Source organism: Allorhizobium undicola ORS 992 = ATCC 700741 (genome assembly GCF_000621665.1).
GTDB lineage: Bacteria > Pseudomonadota > Alphaproteobacteria > Rhizobiales > Rhizobiaceae > Allorhizobium > Allorhizobium undicola.
On sequence record NZ_JHXQ01000003.1, the window covers coordinates 111,630 to 136,613 of the forward strand.

19 protein-coding genes, 1 tRNA gene and 1 pseudogene are annotated in these 24,984 nt (G+C 59.0%); 5 read left to right on the forward strand and 16 right to left on the reverse strand.

Annotation, left to right across the window (positions count from 1 at the left end):
• Nucleotides 1-48 precede the first annotated feature (48 nt).
• The 8 genes and pseudogenes from T424_RS23220 to T424_RS20200 all read right to left on the reverse strand — a co-directional run bounded on the left by T424_RS23220 (nucleotide 49) and on the right by T424_RS20200 (nucleotide 11,301).
• A complete protein-coding gene (locus tag T424_RS23220) occupies nucleotides 49-1,572 on the reverse strand; it encodes an autotransporter domain-containing protein (protein ID WP_407921378.1) in 1,524 nt (507 codons plus the stop codon).
• Nucleotides 1,573-1,638: 66 nt separating this feature from the next.
• Nucleotides 1,639-3,375 (reverse strand): annotated as a pseudogene (locus tag T424_RS23225) (beta strand repeat-containing protein); the annotation flags it as partial.
• 63 nt (nucleotides 3,376-3,438) lie between these two features.
• The gene (locus T424_RS0104560) at nucleotides 3,439-4,038 is read right to left on the reverse strand and encodes a hypothetical protein (RefSeq protein WP_027486673.1); all 600 of its coding nucleotides are present in this window, start codon (nucleotides 4,036-4,038) and stop codon (nucleotides 3,439-3,441) included.
• 275 nt (nucleotides 4,039-4,313) lie between these two features.
• Nucleotides 4,314-5,804: an acetyl-CoA hydrolase/transferase family protein gene (locus T424_RS0104565; protein WP_027486674.1), complete on the reverse strand. Its 1,491-nt coding sequence runs from the start codon at nucleotides 5,802-5,804 to the stop codon at nucleotides 4,314-4,316.
• A gap of 466 nt (nucleotides 5,805-6,270) precedes the next feature.
• Complete coding sequence (locus tag T424_RS0104570) at nucleotides 6,271-6,645, reverse strand: hypothetical protein (protein ID WP_027486675.1); 375 nt, start codon at nucleotides 6,643-6,645, stop codon at nucleotides 6,271-6,273.
• A gap of 722 nt (nucleotides 6,646-7,367) precedes the next feature.
• Nucleotides 7,368-7,444 (reverse strand) — tRNA-Arg (locus tag T424_RS0104575).
• A 126-nt stretch (nucleotides 7,445-7,570) separates the two neighbouring features.
• Nucleotides 7,571-9,067: an ATP-binding protein gene (locus tag T424_RS20195; protein ID WP_407921379.1), complete on the reverse strand. Its 1,497-nt coding sequence runs from the start codon at nucleotides 9,065-9,067 to the stop codon at nucleotides 7,571-7,573.
• A 338-nt stretch (nucleotides 9,068-9,405) separates the two neighbouring features.
• Nucleotides 9,406-11,301: a methyl-accepting chemotaxis protein gene (locus T424_RS20200; protein WP_084268386.1), complete on the reverse strand. Its 1,896-nt coding sequence runs from the start codon at nucleotides 11,299-11,301 to the stop codon at nucleotides 9,406-9,408.
• A 411-nt stretch (nucleotides 11,302-11,712) separates the two neighbouring features.
• Here T424_RS20200 and rpmH point away from each other — a divergent pair, with 411 nt between their 5' ends.
• The 4 genes from rpmH (at nucleotide 11,713) to yihA (ending at nucleotide 15,171) form a co-directional block, all read left to right on the forward strand.
• On the forward strand, nucleotides 11,713-11,847 hold the full coding sequence (gene rpmH, locus T424_RS0104595) for a 50S ribosomal protein L34 (protein ID WP_027486676.1): 135 nt from the start codon (nucleotides 11,713-11,715) through the stop codon (nucleotides 11,845-11,847).
• A gap of 32 nt (nucleotides 11,848-11,879) precedes the next feature.
• Nucleotides 11,880-12,269, forward strand: coding sequence for a ribonuclease P protein component (gene rnpA / locus T424_RS0104600; RefSeq protein ID WP_027486677.1), 390 nt, complete (start codon nucleotides 11,880-11,882; stop codon nucleotides 12,267-12,269).
• Nucleotides 12,269-14,056: a membrane protein insertase YidC gene (gene yidC, locus T424_RS0104605; RefSeq protein WP_027486678.1), complete on the forward strand. Its 1,788-nt coding sequence runs from the start codon at nucleotides 12,269-12,271 to the stop codon at nucleotides 14,054-14,056. Before rnpA ends, yidC begins: the two co-directional genes overlap by 1 nt.
• A gap of 449 nt (nucleotides 14,057-14,505) precedes the next feature.
• Entirely contained in the window at nucleotides 14,506-15,171 is a 666-nt protein-coding gene (gene yihA / locus T424_RS0104610; protein WP_027486679.1) for a ribosome biogenesis GTP-binding protein YihA/YsxC, read from the forward strand.
• Nucleotides 15,172-15,331: 160 nt separating this feature from the next.
• Here the strand turns inward: yihA and T424_RS0104615 are convergent, their stop codons facing one another.
• From T424_RS0104615 to T424_RS0104625, 3 genes are all read right to left on the reverse strand, one after another.
• The gene (locus T424_RS0104615) at nucleotides 15,332-16,153 is read right to left on the reverse strand and encodes a transporter substrate-binding domain-containing protein (protein WP_245269425.1); all 822 of its coding nucleotides are present in this window, start codon (nucleotides 16,151-16,153) and stop codon (nucleotides 15,332-15,334) included.
• A gap of 95 nt (nucleotides 16,154-16,248) precedes the next feature.
• Entirely contained in the window at nucleotides 16,249-17,166 is a 918-nt protein-coding gene (gene argF / locus T424_RS0104620) for an ornithine carbamoyltransferase (protein WP_027486681.1), read from the reverse strand.
• Between the two features lie 15 nt (nucleotides 17,167-17,181).
• Nucleotides 17,182-18,390: an aspartate aminotransferase family protein gene (locus tag T424_RS0104625; RefSeq protein ID WP_027486682.1), complete on the reverse strand. Its 1,209-nt coding sequence runs from the start codon at nucleotides 18,388-18,390 to the stop codon at nucleotides 17,182-17,184.
• A gap of 446 nt (nucleotides 18,391-18,836) precedes the next feature.
• Here T424_RS0104625 and T424_RS0104630 point away from each other — a divergent pair, with 446 nt between their 5' ends.
• On the forward strand, nucleotides 18,837-19,385 hold the full coding sequence (locus T424_RS0104630) for a GcrA family cell cycle regulator (protein WP_027486683.1): 549 nt from the start codon (nucleotides 18,837-18,839) through the stop codon (nucleotides 19,383-19,385).
• 198 nt (nucleotides 19,386-19,583) lie between these two features.
• On the opposite strand, the gene phoB is transcribed toward T424_RS0104630, so the two are convergent.
• From phoB to pstC, 5 genes are all read right to left on the reverse strand, one after another.
• A complete protein-coding gene (gene phoB, locus T424_RS0104635) occupies nucleotides 19,584-20,267 on the reverse strand; it encodes a phosphate regulon transcriptional regulator PhoB (RefSeq protein ID WP_027486684.1) in 684 nt (227 codons plus the stop codon).
• Between the two features lie 234 nt (nucleotides 20,268-20,501).
• A complete protein-coding gene (phoU, locus tag T424_RS0104640; RefSeq protein ID WP_027486685.1) occupies nucleotides 20,502-21,212 on the reverse strand; it encodes a phosphate signaling complex protein PhoU in 711 nt (236 codons plus the stop codon).
• A 53-nt stretch (nucleotides 21,213-21,265) separates the two neighbouring features.
• Nucleotides 21,266-22,081, reverse strand: coding sequence for a phosphate ABC transporter ATP-binding protein PstB (gene pstB, locus T424_RS0104645; RefSeq protein WP_027486686.1), 816 nt, complete (start codon nucleotides 22,079-22,081; stop codon nucleotides 21,266-21,268).
• An 18-nt stretch (nucleotides 22,082-22,099) separates the two neighbouring features.
• Nucleotides 22,100-23,422, reverse strand: a complete 1,323-nt coding sequence (pstA, locus tag T424_RS0104650; RefSeq protein WP_027486687.1) for a phosphate ABC transporter permease PstA — start codon at nucleotides 23,420-23,422, stop codon at nucleotides 22,100-22,102.
• Nucleotides 23,419-24,906, reverse strand: a complete 1,488-nt coding sequence (gene pstC, locus T424_RS0104655) for a phosphate ABC transporter permease subunit PstC (protein ID WP_027486688.1) — start codon at nucleotides 24,904-24,906, stop codon at nucleotides 23,419-23,421. Before pstC ends, pstA begins: the two co-directional genes overlap by 4 nt.
• Nucleotides 24,907-24,984 lie beyond the last annotated feature (78 nt).

Here is a 24,984-nt window from a genome sequence, read left to right on the forward strand (position 1 = left end):
ACCCCGGTCGATCGTGTCGTCCGGGGTTTTCGTTGCGCCTGCACGGTTTCAGAACTTGCGCGCAGCACTTGCCCGCGCGCCGATCGATGTCGTTCCGTCGCCCTCGACGCTGAAGAGCAGGCTTGCATTGACGTTCCACGCCGCATCCGGCTGCCATGAGAAGCCTGCCGTGGCAGAGGCAAAGGCGCCGCTGCCGTCCATGGCGGAATAGCCGCCGGTCAGGCCAAGCTTGGGCGAGAATTTTCCACCATCGGCAAGCTTGAAGGAGCGGGCAATTTCCGCGCCGAGCGAAAGGCGGAATTGCTCTTCGTTGAAGCCTTCGATGCTGACGCTGTCGTTGGCGCTGTTGCTGACGGTGTATGTCTCGACCCGCTCGGAGAAATAGACGGCCCTGAGCTTGGGGGTGATGACCGTATCCGGGGTGAGCTTCCACTGGCCGGTCAGGGCCGTATCGGCAAAGATGCGCGAGGTGTCGAAGTCACCGCTCCACACACCGGTATCGACGGTATTGGCCGAGCCGCCATAGAGCAGGTTCGTATCCCAGAAGATGTCCTTCGCCACTTCCAGAGAGGCGTTGGGACCGGCAATCCAGCCATTGCCCTTCAGTTCCGCGTCTTCATCGGTGGGATCGGTCATGCGGTCATAATGGAAGGACAGGCCAAGCAGCAGGCGATCGGAAACGAGATAGTCGCCGCCAAGATTCAGCATCCCGAAGGAGCCCCATTTGCTGCCATTGCTGTCCTGATTGTTGAAGGTGGAAATCGTGCCGTCGATCCAGAGATTGAAGTCAGGAGGGCCGGATGCGCCGCCGTTTCTGGCAGCATCGATCTGCGCGAGGCTCGTGGAGAAGCCCATCACCATGGATGTGTCGCCGGGAGAAAGCTTCGTCGTGACAGGCTCGGTTGCCATGCTCATCTGCCTTCGCTCAAGAAGGCCGGGCACCTGTATGGCGGAAGAAATGAGGCTTTGCCGGGTGCGGACGAAATCCTGCACCAGCCCATTCACCTCGCTGGTGACAGTCGTTGCATCATAGGAAAGAGTATAGGTCACGGTTCCTGCATTGGATGAGCCGAGACTGCTGATCAGGCGATAGCTCACCCGCGCCTGGCCGCCATAGGAGGCGTTCGGAGTGAATTGCAGATACCAGCCAACCGGGGTGCTTGAACTGGTATCGGCCAGCTCGCCGCTGCGGATGGTGGCGGTACCGGCTATGGCGGGTTCTACGGAAACCACATCGGCCGAGGTGAACGGCCCGCCCGTTGCGCCACGGTTGAGATAGACATCCGCCGGGGTTTCACCTGCGGCAACCGTGACGGTCTTGTCTCTCACCGTCACTGCACGCGGCTTGACGGTGAGGCTGTAATGCGCGCTGCCGGTGGAGCCGTTTCCGTCACGAACGGCAATGGTGAAGCTGTAGCTGCCTTCCGAACCGCTGGCCAGCGGGCCGGTGAGCGTGCCGGTGGAGATATTGAGGATCATGCCGGAGGGCAGCGTGCCGGAGGAGACGCTGTAGACAAGAGTGCCGGTGCCGCCGCTGGCCACGATGGTCTGGCTGTAATCCTCCCCTGCCATGGCGGCTGTCAGGGTGCCGGCGGCTGGAGAAAAGCTGAAGCTGACGGCAGGCGCGCTGATTGTCAGCGAATAGCTGGCGCTGCCGGTCGCGCCATTGGCATCGGTGGCCCGGACGGTGAAGCTTGCCGAGCCCGCGGCCGTGGGCGTCCCTGACAATGTGCCGGAGGAGGACAGCGCAAGCCCGGCAGGCAGGCTTCCCGAGGAGAGGGCAAAGCTGTAGGGCGCGGTGCCCAGCGATGCGGAAAGGCTGGTGCTGGCATAGGCCGATCCGACGACGCCTGCGGTCAGCGCGCCGGAGGCGGGTGTCAGCGTCAGTGTCGGTGCGGTAACTGTCAGGGTGACGGTTGCCGCCGAAGATGCGCCGGAGCTGTTGGTGGCGGTATAGGTGAAGCTGTAGCTGCCATTCGCGGAGGGAGTGCCGGAAAGCGTGCCGCCTGCGGCAAGCGTCAGGCCTGCCGGCAGGCTTCCGGCGCTTACCGCGAAGCTGTAGGGACTGGTGCCGTTGGTGGCGGTAAAGCTCTGGCTATAGCTGACGCCGGATGTGCCGGAGGTCAGGCCGCTGGCCGTTGGCGAAAGGGTGAGAACCGGCAGAGCTACGCTGACGCTCAATGCGGATGATGAGGAGGCCGCATTATTGCTGTCGCCGCCATAGCTGGCCGTAATACTGTGCGTTCCAACTGCAAGGCTGCTGGTGGTGAAGCTTGCCGTCGTGCCGCTGACCTGCACGGCTTGAAGCGTCGTGGTGCCGTCCTTGAATGTCACGGTGCCACCGGGTGAAATGGCGCCGGAGAGGCTGGCGGTAAAGGTCACGCTTTCGTTCAGCCTCAGGCTCGTGGCAGACGCGCTCAACGCAAGGGCTGAGGATGATTGCTGCACGGTCAGGCTGATGGCGGAGGATGTGATGCTGGCATTGTTGGTGTCGCCGCCATAGGTGGCGGTAATGCTGTGGCTGCCAACCGCAAGGCTGCTGGTGGTGAAGCTTGCCGTCATGCCGCTGAGCTGAACGGTTTCAAGCGTCGTGCTGCCATCCTTGAACGTCACGGTTCCGGTGGGAGAGACGCCGCCAGAGAGCGTTGCGGTAAATGTCACGCTGTCATGGATGGTCGGGCTGCTTGCCGATGCCGCAGGGGTGAGCGCCGGACTTGCCTGCGTGACCGTGACGGTAACGGCCGAGGCCGTTGCGGTGCCATTGTCGCCATCGCCGCCATAGGTGGCGGTGATGGTGTGACTGCCAACGCCGAGGCTTTCCGTGGTGAAAGTGGCGGTGGTGCCATTGAGTTGTCCCGTGCCAAGGGTCGTAGTGCCGTCCTTGAACGTCACGGTGCCGGTGGGGGAGATGCCGCTGGACAGCGTTGCCGTCAGGGTCAGGCTCTCCTTGACGGTCAGGCTGCTGGTGGAAGGGCTCAAGGTCAGGCCGGGGCTTGTCTTGGCCACCGTCACGGTGATTGCCGAGGCGCTTGCATTGTTATTATCGCCATCGCCGCCATAGGTGGCGGTGATGCTGTGGCTGCCGACGCTGAGGTCCGATGTCGTGTAGCTGGCAGTGGAGCCGCTGAGCGACACGGTTTGCAAGGTTGTCGAACCATCCTTGAAAACCACGCTGCCGCTTGGGGATGTGCCGCCCGAAAGCGTCGCGGTGAAGGTAACGGAACTCCCTTTCGTTGTCGTCGTGGCAGAGGTGGACAGGCTGATGGTCGGCGCAGCCGTCACCGTGCCGGAATAGCTCTGCGTGGCCGTATTGCCGTAATTATCCGTCGCCTCGATCGAAAAGCTGTAGGATTGCGCGCTCGTCGGGGTTCCCTGGACGGTCGAGCCACTGAGGGTAAGGCCATCGGGAAGGCTGCTGCCGCTGGCGAGCGCATAGCTTTAGGTGCCGGATCCCCCCGTTGTCGTCAGCGAGACGCTGGCGGCCTGACCGACGGTCAACGTGCCGAGGCTGGTGGGGCTGACGGACAGGGTGGCGGCAACAACTTCGACCGTGCGGGTAAACGTGCCGCTGACGATATTATAGTAGCCGGAGCAGTTTTTCCCGGCCGGTGGGTCGTAATCAAGGCCGTAATTGACCGTAGCTTCATAGTAAGCGCCGCATTCCTGATCATAGGCATAATAATAATAGGAACCGTTGAATGTGTATGTGCCGGTGGTCGTCGGCGTTCCGCTGGTGTTGAGATAAAGAATGCCGCTGGAGTCGAATGTTCTGACGGTAACACCGGGAATGGTCGGATTGTCCGATGCAAGGCTGGAATAGACGATGTCGCCCATGGAGCCGATAAGCGAATACTTGGTCTGTTCCACGCCGATCTTGAGAGTGACGTCGGCTGCGGCAGCACCGGAAATGCCCGCGAACGGCAGTGCTATCAGCACGCCCAGCGCAAGCCTGACAGGCGTGTGCCAAGCCTGCCCAAAGCGCAGGCGCCGCAGGCAAAGGCTTGCGGAATAGAACAGAATCGTAAACAGAAAAGACATGGACCACCTCAGCTTCCGGCTGCATAAGGTGGCTGGCAAGACTTTAAAACGACCGATTTTGGGCGCGTTACCCAAACCCCTGCAACATGCGGGATGCTGAAGCATCCTCGTCTTGAAAGGGTTTAGAGCGCCGATCTGATTGAATCAGATCGGCGCTCTAAACTTTTCTTTTTGAATCATAATCTTGTCGATCCTCGTTTCACTCCGGTCGGATTATGCTCTAGAATATTTCAATTGTGTCAAAGGCTTGAGGTATTCGACATGCAAGGTTCGCCTCACCGTCGCATCGTTCCGGTTTCCTTCAGCGCCTGATGCCAGGAAAGGGCTTCTTCAAGGATATGCGGGGTATGCCCGCCGCGTTTTACGGCGCGCGCGTAATAATCCTCCAATTGCTCCCGATAATCGGGGTGGGCGCAATTGCGGATGATGGAGATGGCCCGCTCACGCGGAGCAAGGCCCCTGAGATCGGCCAGTCCCTGTTCGGTTACGAAAATATCGGTGTCATGTTCGGTATGGTCCACATGGCTCACCATCGGCACGACGGATGAAATCGCGCCGTTCTTCGCCAGGGATTTGGTGACGAAGATCGACAGATAGCCGTTACGGGCAAAATCGCCAGAGCCGCCAATGCCGTTCATCATGTGCGTGCCGCCCACATGGGTGGAATTGACATTGCCGTAAATGTCGAATTCCAGAGCCGTATTGATGCAGATGATCCCCAGTCTGCGAATGACCTCCGGGTGATTGCTGATTTCCTGCGGTCGCAGCACCAGATGATGCTTGTATTCCGCAAGTCTCGGCAGAACCTTGCGATACATTTCCGAGGAAAGCGTGATGGAGGAGGCGGAGGCAAAGGTAAGCTTGCCCGCATCCATCAGTTCGAAGGTCGAATCCTGCAAGACCTCCGAATACATTTTCAGATCGTGAAAGGGCGAGTCCAGAAAGCCGTGCAGCACCGCATTGGCAATGGTGCCGATGCCTGCCTGCAAGGGCAGCAGATCATAACCCATCCGGCCTTGCCGGACTTCTTCCAGCAACAATGCCTTCAGGTGTCCGGCAATGGCGCGGGTTTCATCATCCGGCGGCAGAATGGAGGAAGAGCTGTCGTGCTTTTCGGAAACGACGATGGCGGCAATCTTTTCCGGTGGCACCGGAATATAGGGCAGGCCAACGCGGCTTTCCGGCGTCACCACCGGAATGGGCATCCGGGCCGGACGGCGCGAGGGAATGTAAACATCGTGCAGGCCTTCCAGCGTGGTGGGCTGTGAAAGGTTCAGCTCGACGATGATCTTTTCGGCCAGAATGGCAAAGCTTGCCGAATTGCCGATGGAGGTGGTGGGCACGATACCGCCATGCTCCGTAATCGCCACGGCCTCCACTACGGCAATGTCCACGGGGGGGATCTGTCTGGTGCGCAGTTGCTCCACCGTCTCGGACAGATGCTGGTCTATGAACATCACCTCACCGGCATTGATCGCACGGCGCAGGCCGGGATCGGACTGGAACGGCAGGCGCCGCGCCAGCACATGCGCATCGGTCAAGGTCTTGTCCAGATCGTTGCCCAAAGACGCGCCCGTGATGAGGGTGATCTTCAGTGGCTGTTTTCGGGCGCGCTCGGCCAATGCCAAAGGAACCGCCTTGGCTTCCCCCGCACGGGTGAAACCGCTCATGCCAATGGTCATGCCATCCTGAATGAGGGCGGCAGCCTCGTCTGCGGTGCAAAGTTTGTCCAGCAGAGGCTGGCAACGAATCCGGTCACGTAACATCTCGGTTCATCTCTCCGTTGCGGGGCGCGCGCGCCAAGGGTTGGCGTCAGCGGTCATGGCCTGCAAAGGCAGCCCCTTTCGCAGCCACCATGCAGGCAGGAGAGCTTGGATGGCTTGATCTTCCGCAAAACGCCCGCGCATGGCAGCTATGAGTCTATTGCATGGGAACGTAAGCTGAAGGCGGGACGAAATCGGACTTCGGGGCTTTTCCATCTGATTTAATCAGATCGGCGCCCTACAGCGCCGTGCGTTTTATCAAACGCACGAAGGACGCTGTAACACTTTAAATCTGCTGCATAATTTTCACCTTAAATCGATTCCGATTTAAGGAATTATGCAGTAAGATTTTATTTTCCCGCATTTCCGGAAGCAAAACCGAATACACTTTTGCTGGATACTCTAAGCTTTTTTTCGAAGCATAAACTTGTCGATCCTCGTTTCACTCCGATCGGATCATGCTCTGGTCTCAGGTGGCCGAAGCGTCGCTGGAGGGGTCGCTCAGCTTCGCGGCGGCGGCATTGTTATCAGCATCGGCCACCATCGAAGAGGCGGCGCTGATTTCGCCATAGGCCTCATGTGCCCGCTGAAGATCGGCGGGGCTGTCGTTTTTTGCGCCGTTCAACAGGGAAAAAAGAATAAGGGCAGGTGGATGGATGACGTTCAGGATAAGCTTGTCGTCGATGTCATTGCCCGCTTCCGCATCGCGCGCCAGCCGATAGGTTTCCTTCTGTGCAAAGCTCAAGCCTTCCATCTCGGCTTCGGACGCATTGCTGCGTTGCGCATTGCCGGCTGGCTGCGCTGTCGCGGAAACCTGTATGGCGCCAATCGTCTGTTCCGGCATCGATTCATCCTTGATGCGGTTTGGATCGTTCCTTCCCGCCGCACCCGTTTACGTCCATTCAACACATGCCGGGCACTGCTGCTTTCCGGACATGTATCGTTCTTCTCCAATACGCGCATCGCGGTGGGAGCGCGAAGCACACTTCATCCTGAACCTTTTCCCGCAGAATTTCCGGGAAAGGTTTAATCAAGAAAACGTATAACAAGGGTCATTGAAAATGACTCTTGGTGCTCCCTTTTCGAATATATCAAGCGACTGACGCCGTTGAGATATTCGAAATTTCTTCAAGCGAGGATGCGTTACAGCACCGTGCGTTTTATCAAACGCACAAAGGACGCTGTAACACTTTAAATCTGCTGCATAATTCCTTAAATCGATTCCGATTTAAGGAATTATGCAGTAGCATCTTAGAGCTTTGGTATTACACTGTCCGCACCAAGGAAATGGCACAAGCAACGCAATCCCGGTTTTGCCCAGCGGCAATCTTACGGACCCACGCCCTGCCGACTGCCGGCATCGTATAATAATGAGACGAGCGTAGCCTGAAATTCTTCAATTTTCGCTAATGTTTCGTGCACAAATGAAAGTAGATCAGTTGCAGCAAAACCCTATCCGGCTTCGTGTCCGAAACGACAGACACTACGCGACGGCGTTTCCAACATCAGCGTTTGACGCCAAACCCGGAAAACAATGAGCTGAATTTCGACTTGGGAAGGGAAGAATGGCGCACCCGAAGAGATTCGAACTCCTGACCCCCAGATTCGTAGTCTGGTGCTCTATCCAGCTGAGCTACGGGTGCGTCTGCCAACCATCTGGTGGCGTGAGCGGTTCTCTAAAGGCATCTGCCGGTGATTGCAAGCCAAATCGGAGAAAAAATCGATATGCGTTGCAATTTTTACATAAGCCGATGATATGATATGAAAAATCAGCCCTTGGCTTTGAGGCGGAAATCTTCGAGCATGGCGGGCAGGTCGGGGATCTCGATGCGGAACTGCGTGCCGGCTCCGGGTTTTTCCACCAGAGCAATCGTTCCTCCATGGGCCAGAACCAGTTCGCGGGCGATGACCAGCCCGAGTCCCGTGCCGCCGGAGCGGGCGGAGCCGCGGAAGGCGGAGAACAGGTTTTCGCGTGCCTTTTGCGGCATTCCCGGCCCATTATCGTCAATCGTGATGGCCACCACGCTCCCGATGCGCTGGCCCGAAAGGGTGATGCGGCCCGTGCCGCCGGGGCTTTCGGTGATGAAGCCGGAAAGAGCCTGCGCGGCATTACGGCAAAGATTGTGGATCACGCGCAGCAATTGTTCGCTATCGGCATCGACTTCCAGATCCTCGGCAATCTGGTCAACAAATTCGATGTCAGCGCCAAGGGCCAGCATGTCGCGCAGGTCCTGGCAAAGCGAGTGCAGCGGAAAACGCCGGCGTTTCGGTGCAGCCTCCGGTGCCTGGCCGAAGGTAAGCACATCCGTACTATAGCTTACTGCCCGGTCAATCGCCCGCACCAGCTTCGGGGCGAAACTTTTCACGATGGGGTCATCGATATCCGCCAACCGGTCCGACATCAGTTGCGCTGAGGCCAGAATATTGCGCATGTCGTGATTGATCTTCGAAACCGCCAGACCCAGATCCGCCAGATTGCGCTGCTGGCGCAGGGTCTTTTGCAGCTGTGTCTGCATGGACGCCAGATGTGCGGCCACGAAGGCCAGTTCGTCGCGCCCGGTAAAGGGGCGGATGACGCTGGCGGGGTTTTCGGGATCGCGGGCAAAGCTCTCTATATTATGTGTCAATCTGCGAACCGGACGAATGAGCAGGCGATTGACCGAAATGAACAGCAGCGCCCCGGTCATCAGCGAAATCAACAGCGAGAAAATGGCAACTCTGGTGGAATATTGCAGCATGGCCTTGCGCAACACGCTGTCGTTCATCACCACCTCGACCTGCATCGAGGATTCCCCAATGGGAGCGCTGACGCTGATGGTGCGCTCGCCGCCGAAGGCGATTTCCTCAAGCGCGTCGCGAATGGCGATCCAGCCATCCATCTCCGCCAGGTCATATTGCGCGTCGAGTTGTTGCGGCATCTCGCTGACGGCCAGAAGCCGGGTTGTGCCATCCTTGCGCAGCACAATGGCTCTGGTGCCGGTGGCAGAGAGAATATCGCGCTGCACCTCGGCGGGAATTTCCACCGATTGCAAGCCGTCTATCACCACGGCGGCGGCGGCAGACTTGTTGAGATGATTGCGCAGCCAGTTGAGGCGCATGGAGGAAATGGAGGGCGCAAAGATCAGAACCTCGGCCAGCAGAACGAAAATCACCGTCAGCGCAAGCAATTTTCCCGACAGGCCGCGCAGGCGGCTCGGCATACGGAGCTTGGCGGCAGAGGCCGTCCTGCCGTCTTCTCCAGGCTGGTTTCTGTCTTCGGTGGGCAGACCGAACATCCATGCCTCATCTGGGTTTGGCGGGCAGGGGCCGCAACGGGCGGCTGACAGGTCCGCCAGGCAATGTCATCTGCTTCGTTTATACGTCATGCACTGCAAAAACGAAATGCGAAAGCCGGATCACAATTTTCTTTGCAGCCAATGCATAATTCCTCGAACCGGAACTGGTTAAGGTAAAAATTATGAAGCGAATTCAAAGTGTTGAAGCGCCATGCATTTGATAAAACGCACGGCGCTTCAGCAAAGCGGCATATGGCAAAAGCCGACCCGGACATGGTGCGAAAACAGAAGCGGCAAGCTTTCGGCGCGCCGCCTCTTGTCGTAAAGCCTCAGGCGGCCATGGAACGCTCCGTCGGGCGTGTATCCTGGGCGTGGAGAATAAAGCCGGAGACGAGATTGGCGAGGATTTCCGAATCCTGCTTCAGGCGGCGCGTCGAGGCCGAGCTTTGCTCGACCATGGCCGCGTTGCGCTGCGTCACATGATCCATGTCGTTGATGGCCGTGCTGATCTCGTGAATGCCGGTGGCCTGTTCGCCTGCCGCGGAGGCGATGGCCTGAACATTGTCGTTGATCCGGGCAATCTGCTGTTCGATGGTGGCCAAGGCTTCACCGGTTCGCTGCACGAGCTTTACGCCGCCCTCGACCTCGTCGCCGGAACGGTTGATCAGTGCCTTGATGTCTTTTGCCGCCGCGGCCGATCTTTGGGCCAGTTCGCGGACTTCCTGGGCAACCACCGCGAAACCCTTGCCGGCCTCACCGGCGCGAGCCGCCTCAACGCCTGCGTTCAAGGCCAGCAGATTGGTCTGGAAGGCGATTTCATCGATGACGTTGATGATCTGCGAGATTTCACGCGAGGCCTGTTCGATCCGGCCCATGGCGCCGATCGCCTCACGCACGACGGCGTCGGATTGCTCGGCGCTGCGCTTTGCCTCCGTCACCATGCGGCTGGCTTCGGTTGCGCGTTCGCTCGAGGTTTTCACGACGACCGTGATTTCTTCCAGCGCCGCCGAGGTTTCCTCAAGGGCTGCTGCCTGTTGTTCCGTGCGATGGGAGAGGTCTTCCGCCGCCGAACTCAGGTCCACCGTGCTGCGATCGATCGTCATGGCCTTGCCGCTGATTTCCAGCATGGTGGCGCGCAGGCGCTCGAGCGAGTGGTTCATATTGCGCTGGAGATCGGCAAACACGCCCTTGAAATTGCCCTGCATGTCACGGGAAAGATCGCCATTGGCGATCCGGCCCACGACATTGCCCACTTCATTGACGGCGCTTTCGACATTTTCCAGAAGCGCATTCACATTGGAAGCGAAACGGTCCAGGTTTTCGTCGTCGAAACTGGTGTCGATGCGCTGGTCGAAATGGCCCTCGGTTGCGGCGGCAACAACGGAAGCCATGCCTTTTTGCAGGCTGTCGCTTTTGGCGCGCAAGGCCGCATCCTGGGCGTTCAGTTGCTGTACGGCGAGGCCGTTGCGTTTGAAAACCTCGACAGCCGCCGCCATCTCGCCAATCTCGTCCTTGAGTGCGGCAAAGGGCACTTCCGTTTCATAGCGGCCCTCCGCGACCCTGGACATGGACAATGTCAGGAGGCGAATGGGACGGCTGAGCTGGGTTCCGCCCAGAACCAGACCGGCGCCGATGCCGCCCAGAACCGCAACAATCGTGACAGAGGCAATGGAGACAAGCATGGTCAGGCTGAAGCCTTCCAGCGAGCCGCGCAGCGTCTCCAGTTGCAGGCGGTCTGCTTCCACGATCTTGTCTATATCGGCCTGAAAGGCCTTGCGATTGTTGCGATTGGCTTCGTTATTGCCCTGTTCGTTGGCCGCAGACGGGCCGACCTCCTGGCTCAACCTTGCGGTTTCCGTGCGGAATTTGCGAAATTCCGCCGCCTTGGCCCGCATGGCATCGAAGGAGGCTCGCTCCTCGGCCGGAATGAGGGGCGCCCACTCATCCAGCGTCTTGTCGATGGCGGCGAGGTTCTGTGTCAGCCCCTTGGCAAAGGGCTGGGCCTTTTCGGTCGTGGGGGCGGCATAAATGCCGCGCGCTTCCATCACTACCGCCGTTACAAACCGGTTGAGACGTTCGCCGTTAAAGGCACGCTCCGACAGGGTGCGGTAGGTCTGTAATTTGGCGCCGTAGCTGATTGTAACGAAAACGCCCATGGCGCCAATGATAATGGCCGCAGCACCCATCACCGCCACGAGGCAGTTCACTTTTCCCTTGATCCGCACTGGTCTCCCCCTGGAAAATTTATCGGCATCTATATTCAGTTTTCGAACTTAACAAACTTACTTTAATAAAGAATTTCACGAATAAACACGCCAAGTATTCGCGAAGAATGACCGAAAATTAGCGATATATAATATTATAGAATATTATGAAAATGTCACGGGAGCCATCCAGCTGCCGCCCGGCCCATCCGTGAAACGTTTTCTGTCCTGAGCGGATTTGGCCTCGACAAGCGTGCGCAAGGCTGTTGAAGACGCATAGCCGCTTGCGTCATTGACTCAACGCACCTTCCTCCGTATAAGCCGCGCGTTCGCGCAAAACCCGCTCCGGCGGCTATTTGCCATGCGTTCAAATCCAACGCTCTTGCACGAAGTGCAAATCAAAGAAGGGCCGCACACCGCGGTATTAAATAAATGAAGCGTACTTTCCAGCCTTCCAAGCTTGTTCGCAAGCGTCGTCACGGTTTCCGCGCCCGCATGGCTACTGCCGGCGGCCGCAAGGTCATGGCTGCCCGCCGCGCCCGCGGCCGCAAGCGTCTTTCGGCCTAAAGCCGGATTGGCCCGATGAAAGAGCCGGGCACATGACCTCAAGGATGAAATATGACACTGTCGGGCGGCTGAAAAGCCGGCCGCAGTTTCTTGCTGTGCGCGAGGGTGAACGGCGCAAGGGGCGTTATGTCCTCATCGAGGTTCTCGACAGAGGCGAGCCCGAAACGAGACCTCGTGTCGGCTTTACAGTGACCAAGAAGCAGGGCAACGCGGTGGAGCGCAATCGTATGCGCCGTCGCCTGAAAGAGGCGGTCCGCCTCTCCGCGGGCTTTGCAATGCAGCCCGGACATGACTATGTGATCGTAGCGCGGCGCGATGTGCTGAGCGCCCCGTTCGAGGATCTCAAGGCGCAACTTCATCGCCGGATCCGCAACGATGAAGCATACCGGCATTCCGACAGGCCCCGTTCCAGGAAAACATGATGGAAAACAACCGCAACTATTTCATAGCGATTGCACTCTCCGTGCTGGTCGTCCTGGGCTGGCAGTTCTTTTACATGAACCCGCGCATCGAGGCGCAGCGCCAGGCAGAACAGCTACGTCAGGAAGAGCTTGCCAGGCAGCAGCCCAAGGACGCCGGGGCCGGAGCCGCAGCCACTGCAACAGGCACCCTTCCGTCCGCCCAGTCTGCTGCGGGCGAGAGCCGTGAAGATGCCATTGCCAAGAGCGCACGCATCGAAATCGACACGGAAGCCCTTTCCGGATCCATCAATCTCGCCGGTGGACGGCTCGATGATCTTCGCCTGAAGGGCTATCACGAGACGGTGGACAGGACGAGCCCGATCATCACCCTGCTCAATCCGGCAGATACCAAGGACGGCTATTTCACCGAAACCGGCTTTGTGGGAAGCGCCAATTCCGGCAGCGTTCCCGGTCCATCCACGGTCTGGACCGTGAAGGAAGGCCAGAAGCTGACGGAAACCTCGCCCGTCACGCTGACCTTTACCAATGAGGCGGGCCTGACCTTCACCCGCAAGATCTCGGTGGACAATCATTACATGTTCACCATCGAGGACACGGTTGCCAATGCGGGTACGGCTGAAACCAGCGTTGCGCCTTACGGCCGCATCACGCGCTACAACAAGCCCACCACGCCGTCGGCCTATGTTCTGCATGAAGGTTTTCTGGGTGTCATCGGCGCGGGAACCAGCCTGACCGAATCCAAATATGCGGCAATCGAGAAAGAAAACGCATCCATGCCCAAGGCCACGGGCGGCTGGCTTGGCATTACCGACAAATACTGGGCCGCAGCGCTCGTTCCGCCGCAGGCTGTGGCTTACGAATCGCGCTTCTCGCATTTCACGGATGGGCAGCCGCGCTTCCAGGCCGACTACAAGAACGATGCCGTGAGCGTGGCGCCGGGCCAGTCGGTCTCCCTGAAGACTCTGGTTTTTGCTGGCGCCAAGGAAGTTCCGGTCATCGACGCCTACGAAACCAGCTATTCCATTCCGGGCTTCGACCGGATGATCGATTGGGGCTGGTTCTATTTCATCACCAAGCCGATGTTCAAGCTGATGGATTTCTTCTTCCGTCACGTGGGCAATTTCGGCGTGGCGATCCTGCTCACCACGGTTGTCGTCAAGCTGCTGTTCTTCCCGCTGGCCAACAAGCAATATGCTTCCATGGCCAATATGAAGCGCATCCAGCCGAAGCTGGAGGAGTTGAAGGCCAAGTTCGGCGAAGACCGCATGGCCATGCAGCAGGCGATGATGGAGCTTTACAAGACAGAGAAGATCAACCCCGTCGCCGGTTGCTGGCCGCTTGTCTTGCAGATTCCGGTTTTCTTCGCGCTCTACAAGGTCATCTACATCACCATCGAAATGCGCCATGCGCCGTTCTTTGGCTGGATTCATGACCTTTCCGCGCCGGACCCGACCAGCATCGTCAATCTGTTCGGTCTGTTGCCCTTTGCGGCACCGAGCTTCCTGCATCTCGGTGTCTGGCCAATCATCATGGGCATCACCATGTTCTTCCAGATGCGGATGAACCCGACGCCGCCGGATCCGACGCAGGCCATGCTGTTCAACTGGATGCCGCTGGTCTTTACCTTCATGCTGGGTTCCTTCCCTTCGGGTCTGGTGATCTACTGGGCATGGAACAACACGCTGTCCGTTCTCCAGCAGTCGGTCATCATGAAGCGTCACGGGGTGAAAATCGAACTCTTCGATAACCTCAAGAGAACGTTCCGGCGAAAGTCGTCAAAGGCATAAGACCGGTCGGCGTTGTCGGGCCGGCAGCGCTGTCTATGACTGATGACTCGGCCAACCTTCATCATGCCGGCCTCTGAACAGGCCGGCATGATCGCATTTCCAGCAGAAGGCGAAGCGGAATTTTCTTCGGAAATCCGTACTCACTAGAGCACTTCCGGTGAACACGGGTTCACCTGCAATGCTCTAACTTCTTGTTTCGGCGCATTTCCGGACGCAAAACCGACTACACTTTTGCTGGAAATGCTCTAGATCTGGAGGATTTCCGTCTCTGACTGAAACCCGGAAAACCTCTTATACCAAGGGTCATTGAAAATGACCCTTGGTATTCCCCTTTCGAATATCTCAAGCCACTGACGCAGTTGAGATATTCGAAATCCCCTCAAGGCGAGGATGCGTTCGCATCTTCGAGCCTTGGTATTATATTTTACCTTGACCATGGGCAGGATCGAATGAACGACAGGAAAATCCCAGAAGACCAGCCTCTGTTTGGCAGGCCCTGGATCTTCATCCGCGGTGTCCCGTCGATGAAATTCCTGCCGCCGGAAGGCCCGCTCGAAGTTGCCTTTGCGGGACGCTCCAATGTCGGCAAGTCGTCGCTTATCAACGCGCTGGTGGGGCAGAAGGGTCTTGCCCGGACCTCCAATACGCCCGGCCGCACGCAGGAACTCAATTACTTCGTGCCAGAGGGCTATAGCGGGGAAGGCGGCGATCTGCCGCCCATGGCGCTGGTGGATATGCCGGGATACGGTTATGCGCAGGCCCCAAAAGAGCAGGTCGATGCCTGGACCAAGCTGGTCTTCGATTATCTGCGCGGCCGGGCCACGCTGAAGCGCGTCTATGTGCTGATCGACAGCCGCCATGGCATCAAGAAGAATGACGAGGATGTCCTGTCCCTCCTCGACAAGGCCGCCGTTTCCTATCAGATCGTTCTAACCAAGCAGGACAAGATCAAGGAAGCAGGCGTGCCGAAGCTGATCGCCGAGACCATGGAAAAGATCCGCAAGCACCCTGCCGCCTATCCGGAGGTTATTTCCACGTCATCGGAAAAAGGGCGTGGCCTTGATGAATTGCGGCTCGCCATTGCCCAGACCGTCGGCTTTCGCGCTTTCGATTGAGCGCTACAGCGTCCTTTGTGCGTTTTAACAAACGCACAAAGGACGCTGTAACACTTTAAATCTGCTGCATAATTTTCACCTTAAATGGATTCCGATTTAAGGAATTATGCAGTAGGGCCATGGGATGGTGGGGGGTAAATTTTGCCCACCGGCTAATCGCTCATAAGCCTGAGGGAAAATACTGCTGCGCCAGCCGGTCAAGCTTGCCCTTGCGGGCGAGGGAGGCGAGCGCGTAATCGAACGCCTGGGCGAGAAAACCGTCTTCCTTGCGCACCATGATCGTCATGCCTTCGCCAAGGAAGGCTTGGGAAAGATAGGGGCCGCCCGTGAAGCTGCAACATTGGCCGGATGCAGGGCTTGCCACCCAGAAAGACAATTGCAGCCCGTCGGTGAAGACGGCTTCGACCCTCCGGGTCTTCAAGGCATCCATCAATGCGGCGCTGTCTGGAAAAGGCTGCTGCTGGAGCGCCGGAAAAAAGGCCTTTAACATTGCCTGATGTGTCGAGTTGGCGATAACGCCCACTGTTTTACCCTGAAGATCACGGGGATCTCGCAGCATCGCAAGTCCACGGCCAACCGCAAAGCGGGCTGGAAGCAGAAGATAAGGCCGGGAGAAGGAAAAATCCTGCCGCAGGCGGGGCGAGACGGCGTTGCCCGCAATCACGGCATCGCCATGCTTGCTCAAAAGGGCGATTTCCAGATCGGCAAACGGCACAGACTGGATTTCGCATTTGTCCGCTACGCTCAGTTCGGCGCAAATCGCACGGGTCAACTCGATGTTGAAGCCGGTGAGGTGCCCGGTCTGGTCCATGAAACTGAACGGCGGAAAGTCGTTCGTCGTCAGAAAACGCAGCCGCAACAAGACGGAAAGATCAGGCTTCTGCAAGTGTTCCCCGGCATCGAACATAACCGGGAAGGGGGGGGCTGCTTCGCTGGCCAGCGCCGTGAATGGCTGCGCCTGCAAGAGGCAGGCGAGTGTCATCAGCATCCCAGCGAAAAGGCCCTTCCTGCGAAGCATCATTCCTCCGGTAATGGCTCCCCGCCGCCCGGCAGGCGGGCGGGGATGTGCATCTTGTTTTATACGGCGCCAAGGCACCAGGCCAGAACCGACTTCTGCGCGTGAAGGCGATTTTCCGCTTCATCGAACACCACGGATTGCGGGCCGTCGATCACGTCGTCCGTCACCTCTTCTCCGCGGTGGGCGGGAAGGCAGTGCAGGAAGAGGGCGTCCTTGCGGGCGCGCGCCATAAGATCGGCATTGACCTGGAAAGGCTGGAACACGTTATGGCCGCGGGCCTTGTGTTCGAGATTCATCGAAACCCAGGTGTCGGTGATAACGGCATCGGCGCCGTCCACGGCTTTTTCCGCATCGTGGCACAGCATGATGTCGCCGCCATTGTCGCGTGCCCAGTTGAGGATCTTGTCGTCCGGCTCCGAACCGAGCGGAACGGCCATGTTCATGCGATAACCGAACCGTGCCGAACCCTCCACGAGAGAATGCAAAACATTATTGCCATCTCCCGTCCAGGCCAGGGTCTTGCCCTGCACGGGGCCGCGATGTTCCTCGATCGTCAGAATGTCCGCCATGATCTGGCAGGGATGCGTCAGGTCGGTAAGGCCATTGATAACGGGAACCGTAGCGTGCTCGGCCATTTCCAGCAGGCGCGTGTGATCCGTCGTGCGGATCATGATGGCATCGACATAGCGCGACAATACGCGGGCGGTATCGCCAATGGTTTCTGCCCGGCCAAGTTGCATTTCAGTGCCCGAAAGAAACAGGGTTTCACCGCCAAGCTGGCGCATTCCGACATCGAAGGAGACGCGCGTCCGCGTAGAGGGCTTCTCGAAGATCATCGCCAGCATTTTTCCGGCCAGCGGCTTGTCGTCTGTCCCGGCTTTGGTTTTTGCCTTGCGGTTTTTCGCGTCGGCAAGAATGCGTTGAAGATCCTCGGAGGTCATGGCCGAGAGGTCGATGAAGTGCTTCGGGGATGTCATGGTGTTACCTGTATCTCAGGCCTGTGCAGCCTTGGGAGCCTGTTGGGCGGTCAATGTTTCGGCGGCCTGTTCAAGACGGCGCAATCCTTCGCGCGCTTCTTCCGCGGTAACGGTCAGCGGCGGCAGCAGGCGCAGAACATTGTCGCCAGCCGGTACGGCCAGCAGATGTTGCTTGCGCAAGGCCATCAGCAGTTCGCCATTCGGAATTGCAGCCTTGACGCCGAGAAGCAGGCCTTCGCCGCGCACCTCCTCGATCACATCGGGAAAGCGGTCCTTCAGCGCTGCGAGACCCTGCCGGAAGATAAGCGAAACCTCGCGGACATTTTGCAGAAAACCATCGGCCAGCACCACGTCCAGCACGGCATTTCCTGCTGCCATGGCCAGCGGATTGCCGCCATAGGTCGTTCCATGCACACCGGGCACCATGCCGGAAGCGGCCTCTTCCGTGGCAAGGCAGGCGCCAAAGGGGAAGCCACCGCCAATGCCCTTTGCAATCGCCATGATGTCCGGCGTGACGCCGGACCATTCATAGGCGAAGAACTTTCCGGTACGGCCAACGCCCGTCTGAACCTCATCGAAAATCAACAACAGGCCGTGCTCGTCACAAAGGGCGCGCAATTCACGCAAAAACTCATTGGAGGCAACGCGAATGCCGCCTTCGCCCTGAATGGGCTCGATGAGCAGGGCGGCAGTCTTGTCGGTAATGGCCGCCTTCAACGCATCGAGATCGTCGAAGGGCACCTGATCGAAGCCTTCGGCCTTGGGACCGAAGCCTTCCAGATATTTTGCCTGCCCGCCGGCTGCGATGGTGGCAATGGTGCGGCCGTGAAAGGCGCCTTCGAAGGTGATGATATGGAAGCGCTCGGGATGGCCCTTGGAATAGTGATAGCGCCGCGCCGTCTTGATGGCGCATTCAAGGGCTTCCGCACCGGAGTTGGTGAAGAACGCCTTGTCCGCAAAGGTCGCCGCCGTCAGCCGTGCTGCCAGTTTCTCCTGCCCCGGAACCTCGTAGAGGTTGGAAACGTGCCACACTTTCTCCGCCTGATCCTTCAGTGCGGCGACAAGATGCGGATGGGAATGGCCACAGGAGGTGACAGCGACGCCCGCGCCGAAATCCAGATAGGTCTGACCGTCTTCGGTATGCAGCCAAACGCCTTCGCCTCGCTCGAAACGCAGCGGCGCACGTGCGAACGTGTTGAACAGCGGCGTTGAGTTCTCGGCCATGGCAGTCTGGTCCCTTATCCTCTGAAGCAGCTAAAATAGCTGTGAAAAATCAAAAATGCCGCCTTGCGGCGGCGCCTGCACTATTCCGGCTTACGGTTGCGATGTCAATAAATATCAGTCTTTTCCTGCATTTTCGGGCGGGTGCGGCAGGGGCTTACGGGATTGCGGCGAGCAACATGTCGATACCAGCGACATTTTGCGCCGGACGAGCCGGGCGCGCGAAAATAACGGTTGCAGAGCAAGTTGGGGAAAAGCCAAGAATTCGATTCGCCGTGATTCTTCCGACTCTTGTCACGGAGTCAGCGTGGCACTAGGTTAATGAGCAATTACTAGACTGCATGCGGCGGAACTAGTCACCAACAGTATCGAGCAGTACAGGTTTCGGACCTTCCGAGGCCACGGTGACGGATTCTGCGCAAGCGCTCGCAACAGGCGGAGATTGCGGCATGAATTGGACAGATGAGCGCGTTGAAAAGCTCAAGAAATTATGGATGGAAGGCCTTAGTGCCAGCCAGATCGCCACGCAGCTTGGTGGCGTCAGCCGCAATGCGGTGATCGGCAAGGTGCATCGTCTGTGCCTGCCGGGCCGCGCAAAGGCTGGCGGGGCAACGGCTGCCCCGGCTCGCGCACCCAAGCGTCCGGCGGCCGCCCCACGCCCGGCAAATTATCAGGCGCGTCCGTCCGCTCCCCGCCCTGCGGCTGTGCGCCCCGCCAGCGCCGTTGCCGTTTTGCGTGACGACATGGATGTCGAAAGCCTGGATCGGGTCATCGCCACGCCGGTCTCCAGCACAAGCCTGCCTGCCTCGAAGCGTCTGTCCTTGACGGACCTGACGGAGCGCACCTGCAAATGGCCCGTTGGCGATCCCATGAAGGAAGATTTCCACTTTTGTGGCTGTGATAGCGCCGATGGCTCACCCTATTGCGCCTATCATGCAAAGCTTGCCTACCAGCCGGTCAATGACCGCCGCCGGGCAGCCGCTGCCGCGGCGCGCTGAGCTGGAAGACAAGTGAAGACAGGGTCAACAGCGGGAGGCATGAGCATCATGCCTCCCGCTGTTGCGTTTGAGGCATGTCAGGCAGTGAGGCTCTACTGCATGATTGTTCAAACCGGTCCCGGTTTGGGATGGAACTTATGCTGAAAAGCAAAAGGCCCCGGACATCCGGAGCCTTTGGAATGCACTCGCCTGAAAGCATCAGGCTTCCATGGAATAGCCTGCGCCGCGAACCGTGCGGATGACATCCTGAAGGTTCGAGAAGTTCAACGCCTTGCGCAACCGGCCGACATGCACGTCCACGGTCCGTTCATCGACATAAATGTCGTGGCCCCAGACGCCATCGAGAAGTTGCGAGCGGGAAAAAACCCGGCCTGGCGATGACATCAGGAATTCCAGCAGGCGGAATTCCGTTGGCCCCAGCCGCACTTCCCGGCTCTTGCGATGCACGCGGTGGGTTTCGCGGTCGAGTTCGATGTCGCCGCAGCGCAAAACGCTGGAAAGAACCTCGGGCTTTGCGCGGCGCAGCATGGCCTTGACGCGGGCCATGAGTTCCGGCGTCGAGAACGGCTTGACCACATAATCGTCCGCGCCGGTGGAAAGGCCCCGAACCCGTTCGCTTTCCTCGCCGCGCGCGGTCAGCATGATGATCGGCAAACGCTCGGTCTCCGGCCTCATGCGCAGGCGGCGGCATAGCTCGATGCCTGAGACGCCCGGCAACATCCAGTCGAGTATCAACAGGTCGGGAACCCGTTCCTGGAAGCGGATTTCGGCTTCATCGCCCCGCAGAATGGTTTCGACCTCATAGCCTTCCGTTTCCAGATTGTAGCGAAGCAGAACGCTCAGCGCTTCTTCGTCTTCCACCACGGCAATTCTTGGCAGCATGGTTTGTATTCCTTCGAGCAACGGATCGAAAAGCGCAGCCTGTTCGTAGACCGTCCGGGTCATGCAAAAGCCGGGCCCGTGGTGTCCACTCCGCGTTTTCGCATTGTGCTTCAGGCTATCATGGCCTGACTGTTCCCTGTGTTTCATGACAGGAATGCAATCTGCCTTCCTACCATGAGGAGACCCGGCCGTTCCCGCCGCCTTGCAAGCGGAAGCGGCCCGATCGGTAAGCCATCACTTCTCCACGGCACCCACGTCGGTCGTGGTGTCGTCCTTCGGGCGTTCGCCTTCCGGCGGTGCGCCCGTGGTCATGAAGTAGATGGTTTCGGCAATGTTGGTGGCGTGGTCGCCGATCCGCTCGATGTTCTTGGCGCAGAACAGAAGATGCGTGCAGGTGGTGATGTTGCGCGGATCTTCCATCATGTAGGTCAAAAGCTCGCGGAACAGCGAGGTGTAGATCGCATCGATCTCCTCGTCACGGTCGCGGATCGACTTGGCCTTTTCGGCGGAGCGGGTGGTGTAGACATCCAGCACTTCCTTGAGCTGCGTCAGCGCCAGCTCGGAAAGATGCTCGATGCCGCGGGCAAGCTTCCGCGGCACGCCGGTTCCCTGCACGGCCATGGCGCGCTTGGCGTTGTTCTTGCCAAGGTCGCCAACGCGCTCCAGATCGCTTGCAATGCGCAGCGCGCCGATGATTTCGCGAAGGTCCGCTGCCATCGGCTGGCGCTTGGCAATGGTAACGATCGCCTTTTCGCCCACTTCACGTTCGGCATTGTCCATGATGACATCGTCGGAGATGACCTTCTGGGCAAGAGCCGCATCGGCATTGACGAGGGCGCGAACGGATTCGCCCACCATCTGTTCGGCCAGCCCCCCCATTTCGGAGATCCGGCGCATCAGAAATTTCAGTTCCTCATCGAATGCGGTGTAGATATGCGATGCCATGTGCGTGTTCCTCAAATCCCTTTTATCTGTAAGCAAGTCCTGACAGGTCAGGATCAGCCGAAGCGGCCCATGATGTAATCCTGGGTGCGCTGGTCATCGGGGTTGGTGAACATCTTGTCGGTATCGTTTTCTTCCACCAGCTGGCCCAGATGGAACATGGCGGTGCGCTGCGAAACGCGGGCCGCCTGCTGCATGGAATGGGTGACGATGACGATGGTGAAGTTGGCGCGCAACTCGTGGATCAACTCCTCGACGCGGGCGGTGGCAATCGGGTCGAGTGCCGAGCAGGGCTCGTCCATCAGAATGACTTCGGGGCTCACCGCAATGGCGCGGGCAATGCACAGGCGCTGCTGCTGGCCGCCGGAAAGGCCGGTGCCCGGCTCTTGCAGGCGGTCCTTGACCTCGTTCCACAGACCGGCGCGTTGCAGGCTGGACTCGATGATCTGGTCCATGTCGGCCTTGCTGCGGGCAAGGCCGTGGATACGCGGGCCATAGGCGATATTTTCATAGATCGACTTCGGGAAGGGGTTCGGCTTCTGAAACACCATGCCAACCCGCGCGCGCAGTTCCACCACGTCGATGGAGGGGTCGTAGATGTCCATCTCGTCCAGCGTGATGCGCCCGGTAACGCGGCAATTGTCGATCGTGTCGTTCATGCGGTTCAGCGTCCGCAGGAAGGTGGATTTGCCGCAGCCGGAGGGGCCGATCAGCGCCGTCACGGTGTTTTCGCGGACATTCAGGTTGACGTCGAACAGGGCACGCTTTTCGCCGTAATAGACGGATACGTCCTTGCCGACCATCTTGTAGTTCATCTCGGTCATTTTCTGATCCAGCGCCTTTTCAACTGCTGCTTCGGACATCATGTTCATGGCCTTGTTCCTTCCGGATTACCAGCGTCGCTCGAAACGGCGGCGCAGCAGAATGGCTCCTACATTCATGATGAGCAGGAAGAGGAGCAGGATGATGATTGCACCGGAGGTGCGTTCGACAAAGGCCCGTTCGGCTTCGTTTGCCCACATGTAGATCTGGACAGGAAGCGCGGTGGAGGGATCCATGGGCGTTCCCGGATAATCGGCCACGAACGCCACCATGCCGATGAGAAGCAGCGGCGCGGTTTCGCCCAGCGCGTGGGCAAGGCCGATGATGGTGCCGGTGAGAATGCCCGGCATGGCAAGCGGCAGCACGTGGTGAAACACCATCTGCATCTTCGAGGCGCCAAGTCCCAGCGCCGCAGCGCGGATAGATGGCGGCACCGCCTTCAACGCCGCACGGGTGGCAATGATGATCGTCGGCAGGGTCATGAGTGTCAGCACGAGACCGCCGACCAGCGAGGCCGAACGCGGCAGGCCCGCGAAGTTGACGAATACGGCAAGACCAAGCAGGCCGAAGACGATGGAAGGAACGGCGGCGAGGTTGTTGATATTCACCTCGATGAGATCCGTCAGACGGTTCTTCGGGGCAAATTCCTCCAGATAGATGGACGCCGCAACGCCGATGGGCAGCGAGAGAACGAGAACGATCAACATCATATAGGCCGAGCCGATCAGCGCGACACCCACGCCCGCTGCTTCTGCACGGCTTGAGGCGCCGTTGAAGAAAATCCCGGTATTGAATTTCTTCGCCAGTACGCCGTCGGCGGCCAATTTATTCATCCACTCGATCTGCTGATTGGAGATCTTGCGGTTGGTTTCATCGACGGTGAGATCAACCTGGCCCTTGAAGGCGGAGTCCAGATTGGCGCTGGCCAGAATGGAAACCGGCACCGTCTTGCCGATCAGCGAGGGATCGTTCTGCACCATCTGGCGCAGTTGCACGCGCACGCTTTCCGAAACCATGTCCGTCAGGGCCTTCATGGCCGGACGGTTGCTGGTTTCGAGGCCAAGATGCCTGGCCAGCGCATTGCGCGCCAGCAGCGGATAATTGGCCGCCACCAGCACATTGGGATTGTCCGCGCGCTGGTTGGAGGGGTCGATCACCTGCGCGCTGAACTCGATGGGCAGGGTGAAGGTCGTCTGCTGAAAGGCGGTATAGCCCTTCGAAACGACCGATCCCAGCAGGATGAACAGGAAGATCAGACCGAAGCTGATGGCGGCGATGCCATAGGCGCGAAAGCGGCGTTCAGCGGCATAGCGGCGCTTGATGCCGATGTCGCGGCGCCCGGCAGCGGGCCTTGCGAGCGTGGCGGAGCCTTGGGATACGATCTCACTCATTCGTACTGCTCCCGGTATTTGCGCACGATGTAAAGCGCATAGATGTTAAGGCAGAGCGTGATGGCAAACAGCGTGATGCCGAGTGCAAAGGCCACCAGCGTTTGCGGCGAGGTAAACTCCAGGTCGCCGGTCAGCTGATTGACGATCTTCACGGTTACGGTGGTCATCGGCTCGAAGGGGTTGAACTGGATGCGGGCGGCAACGCCTGCGGCCAGAACGACGATCATGGTTTCTCCGATGGCGCGCGAGGCTGTCATCAGCAGTGCGCCGACAATGCCGGGAAGGGCGGCGGGCAGGATGACGCGCTTCACTGTTTCCGACCGGGTGGCGCCAAGGCCGAGCGAACCGTCCCGCAGGGCCCGCGGCACCGCGGTGATGATGTCGTCGGAGAGAGACGAAACGTAAGGGATCAGCATGATGCCCATGACGAAGCCAGCCGTCAGCACGCTCTGCGCCTGGATGAAACTGGTGTAATCGCCGGTGGCCAGACCGCTGATTTCGCCGGAAATGTCGCGCAGGAACGGTCCCACCGTGGTCAGGGCGAAGAAGCCGTAGACGATGGTGGGAATACCGGCCAGCACTTCCAGCAGCGGCTTTGCCACCGAGCGCAGGGTGGGTGTGGCGTATTCCGCCATGTAGATGGCCGAGAACAGACCGATCGGCACGGCAAACAGCATGGCCACGAAGCCGATATAGAGCGTTCCCATCAGCAGCGGGATAAGGCCGAACTGGCCTTCCGATCCGCCGGAGCCGGCGGCGGCGAAGCGCGGATCCCAGACGGTGCCGAAGAAGAATTCATGAGGGGGAACGGCGCGGAAGAAATGCGTGGCCTCCGTCAGCATCGAAAGAATGATGCCGAGGGTGGTCAAAATGGCAATGGAGGAGCAAAGCACCAGTGCCGCCAGCATGACCTGCTCCACCCGGTTACGGGCGCGAAAACGCGGCGCCAGCAGTCTCAGGGCCGCCAGCAGGCCGAGAACCGAAATCGCCAGCGTGGCCGCGCTGAGCATGAGGCTGTTGGTGGCCTGAAGATCCCGCAGATGTTCTGCGGCGGAAACCATGTAAGGCTCGGGATCGGAGGCCAGCGGAATGCCTTTTTCTCCCAGCAGCGCACGCGCGGTGGCGGGATCGGCGGCGGCAATGCGGGCGCGTTCCTCGTCGGAAAGGTCGGTCAGGCCGCGGGCAATGGAGGAAATCGTGCCGTAGGAAAGGTTACGGCTGGCAAGATCCTGTCCCTGCACGGTCTGAGGCAGTTCGCCGCGAATGCGGTTTTCGATAATGGCCGGCGATGCCGAAAGCCAGACGGCCATGAGCAAAAGGGCTGGCACCGTGGCTGCGACGGCGACAAAGCTGCCGTGATAGCCATAACGGGAGTGGAGGGTGGATGCCTTGCCGCCAGCCATGGCGGCGGCACGCGACGCTCCTATGAAATAGCCGATCACCCCCAGGGCAATCACAATCAGTAAAAGTGTTGAGGTACTCATCAAAATCCCCCGCTATTGAAGAATAGCATCGGTAAGTGCTGAAGCCTGTGCCGTCATTTCGGGGCGCGACTGCCAATT